Below are 2,849 nucleotides of genomic sequence, written 5' to 3' on the forward strand. Positions count from 1 at the left end.
TGGCGTCATTCTCGCAGAGGGCCGCCGCACGCTCGCACTGGGCCATGGTGCGCATGGACAGCTCCGCACGTACACAGGGGATGGCCTTCGCCCCCATGGACAGGCTCGTGACACCCAGCCCGACCAGCACGCACGCCAGCAACGGATCGGAGGCGGCCTCACCGCAGACACCGCAGCTCTTGCCCTCGGCGCCGGCCGCCTCCGCGGCCATGGCCACCAGATCCAGCAGCGCCGGCTGCCACGGATCCTGGTGGCGGGCCAGTGCGCCCACCTGCCGGTCGGCGGCGAAGGTGTACTGGGCCAGGTCGTTGGTGCCCAGCGACAGGAACTCCACCTCCTGAAGCACCGAACGGGCCCTCAGCGCGGCCGAGGGGACCTCCACCATCACACCGGACTTCGCACGCAGCCCCGCATCCCGGCAGGCCTCGGCGAACGCCCTGGCATCGGCCCGGTCGGCGACCATCGGTGCCATGACCTCCAGATACACCGGCAGCCCCTCAGCGGCCCTGGCGAGCGCCCGCAACTGGGTGCGCAGCACCTCGGGATGGCCGAGCAGCGTACGCAGCCCGCGCACGCCCAGCGCGGGATTGGGCTCCTCGGCCGGGGTGAGGAACTCCAGCGGCTTGTCCGCGCCCGCGTCCAGCACTCGCACCACGACGCGCCCCTCCGGGAACGCCTCCAGCACCTGCCGGTACGCCTCGATCTGCTTCTTCTCCGACGGCGCCTTTCCGCCGGAGTCGAGAAAGAGGAACTCTGTACGGAACAGGCCGATGCCCTCGGCGCCCGCCGCCACCGCGTCCGCCACATCCGCCGGACCGCCGATGTTCGCCAGCAGCGGCACCTTGTGCCCGTCAGAGGTAGCACCCGGACCTGTGGCGGACGTGAACGCGGCTCTGCGCTCCCCGGCGATCCTGAGCATCTCCTCCCGCTGCTCGGGGTCCGGGTCCACGCCGACCAGGCCCGTACTGCCGTCCACCGCGACGACCGTCCCCTCGGCCAGCTCGACGGCCCCCCGCAGCGCCACCACCGCGGGCACTCCCAGTGCCCGGGCCAGAATGGCGCTGTGGCTGGTGGGACCGCCCTCCTCGGTCACGAAGCCGAGGACGAGCGACGGGTCCAGCAGCGCGGTGTCCGCGGGCGCCAGATCACGTGCGACCAGCACATAGGGCCTGTCGCTGTTCGGTACCCCCGGCATCGGAACTCCGAGCAGCCGGGCGACGATCCGGTTCCGCACATCGTCCAGGTCCGCGACCCGCCCGGCGAGATAGTCGCCGGCGCCTGCGAGCAACGCCCGGTAGGCGGCGAGGGCGTCGTACACCGCGCGCTCGGCGGTGCTGCCCACGGCGATGCGCCGTTCGACATCGGCGATCAACTCCGGGTCCCGGGCCATCATGGCCTGCGCCTCCAGCACGGCCTGCGCCTCACCGCCGGCGAGGTTCCCCCGCGCGGTCAGGTCCGCAGCCACGACCTCCACCGCCTGGCGCGCCCTCCTCCGCTCGTGCGGGACCTCGTCCCGGGTGGTCTGCCGGGTCGGCGGCTCCAGCTCGGCGGTGCCCATGTGCCGTACCTCGCCGATCGCCACCCCGTGGCTGACCCCGATCCCTCGAAGCGTTGTCTCCATCTCACCCTCACCCGTCTCCGGATCTCCGGCCGGTTCCGTCTCGTAGGCGGGTCGCGTCCGCCTCCTGCCCGCCGTCCGCGAAGACCTCGCGGACGGCGGGTGGGCGATGGATCACCGCCAGGTGAACAGCGTGCCGCCGGAGGAGACGTCGATACCCTCGGCCACGTCGGCGAGTGCGTCGGGGGTGGCGTCCAGCGCGACGACCGGACACACCGGGGACTTCCCCGCAGCCTCCACCTCGGCCGGATTCCAGTGGACGACCGGGTCGCCGCGCCGCAGGGTGTCGCCCTTGGCGGCCAGCAGTTCGAATCCCTGGCCGTTCAGCTGCACGGTGTCGATGCCCAGATGCGTCAGTACCCCGTGCCCCTCACCGTCCACGACGACGAAGGCATGCGCGTGCAGTGAGACGACGATGCCGTCCACCGGGGCCACGGCGACGGATGGTCCGCGGACCGGGTCGACGGCGGTCCCGGGCCCGACCATCACTCCGGAGAACACCGGATCCGGCACGGCCGCGAGGCCGATGGCACGTCCGGCCAGCGGGGACGTCACGGTGGTCATGGAAAGCCTCCCAGGCGCGGAGAACCGAGCGGTCACCGTCGTCGTGTGTCCTGAGTTGTCCTGAATCGGCGCACTGATCAGAAGCGTATGACATGGGAACCGCTGGTTCCGGGCAGCGCGCGCGTGGCGGCCTGTCCGGGTCCGCCGGGTCGATTTGCCTCCGCACTCGCCCGCCTGTACTCTCGTACCTCCGTCCGACGCCAGTGGCGTCCAACCTCATCTCCCTCCGAGGATCCGGTTCGGTTCTGCGTGTCTGCGGAGAAGACCGAATTTCAGAATTCGGAGGAGGGGCTGATAGTGTCGGAGACACCGAAGGGAAGCGCCCGGAGGGGCCCCGGAAGGGGTGCCGAAGGAAGCGTCCGTTCCTTGAGAACTCAACAGCGTGCCAAAAGTCAACGCCAGATATGTTGATGCCCTGTCGCTCCCGCATCGCGGGAGTCGGCGAGGTTCCTTTGAAACACACAGCGAGGACGCTGTGCGCCGTCGGGAATTATTCCTTCCCGGTGGCGCCGCTCTGCGCGGAGTGACCGGGATGACCCGGGAGCATTCACGGAGAGTTTGATCCTGGCTCAGGACGAACGCTGGCGGCGTGCTTAACACATGCAAGTCGAACGATGAACCTCCTTCGGGAGGGGAAGAGTGGCGAACGGGTGAGTAACACGTGGGC

2 protein-coding genes and 1 rRNA gene are annotated in these 2,849 nt (G+C 70.2%); 1 reads left to right on the forward strand and 2 read right to left on the reverse strand.

Going from position 1 to position 2,849, the window contains the following annotated elements; genetic code table 11:
- Together ptsP and LJ221_RS15510 are read right to left on the reverse strand one after the other, a co-directional pair.
- Positions 1 to 1,621 (reverse strand): phosphoenolpyruvate--protein phosphotransferase (gene ptsP / locus LJ221_RS15505; RefSeq protein WP_241717325.1); only part of this gene is annotated, 1,621 nt, incomplete at its 3' end.
- Positions 1,622 to 1,732: 111 nt separating this feature from the next.
- Positions 1,733 to 2,182 carry a PTS glucose transporter subunit IIA gene (locus LJ221_RS15510; protein ID WP_241717326.1) on the reverse strand — a complete coding sequence of 150 codons (450 nt, stop codon included), beginning with the start codon at positions 2,180 to 2,182 and terminating at the stop codon, positions 1,733 to 1,735.
- 546 nt (positions 2,183 to 2,728) lie between these two features.
- Here LJ221_RS15510 and LJ221_RS15515 point away from each other — a divergent pair.
- Positions 2,729 to 2,849, forward strand: a 16S ribosomal RNA gene (locus LJ221_RS15515); the annotation flags it as partial.

The organism is Streptomyces sp. CNQ085, from assembly GCF_022614595.1.
In the GTDB taxonomy this organism is placed as follows: domain Bacteria; phylum Actinomycetota; class Actinomycetes; order Streptomycetales; family Streptomycetaceae; genus Streptomyces.

Bases quoted from the DNA above. Each gene is read 5' to 3' on its own strand.
- LJ221_RS15510 (WP_241717326.1), bottom strand. From the start codon at position 2,182: ATGACCACCGTGACGTCCCCGCTGGCCGGACGTGCCATCGGCCTCGCG.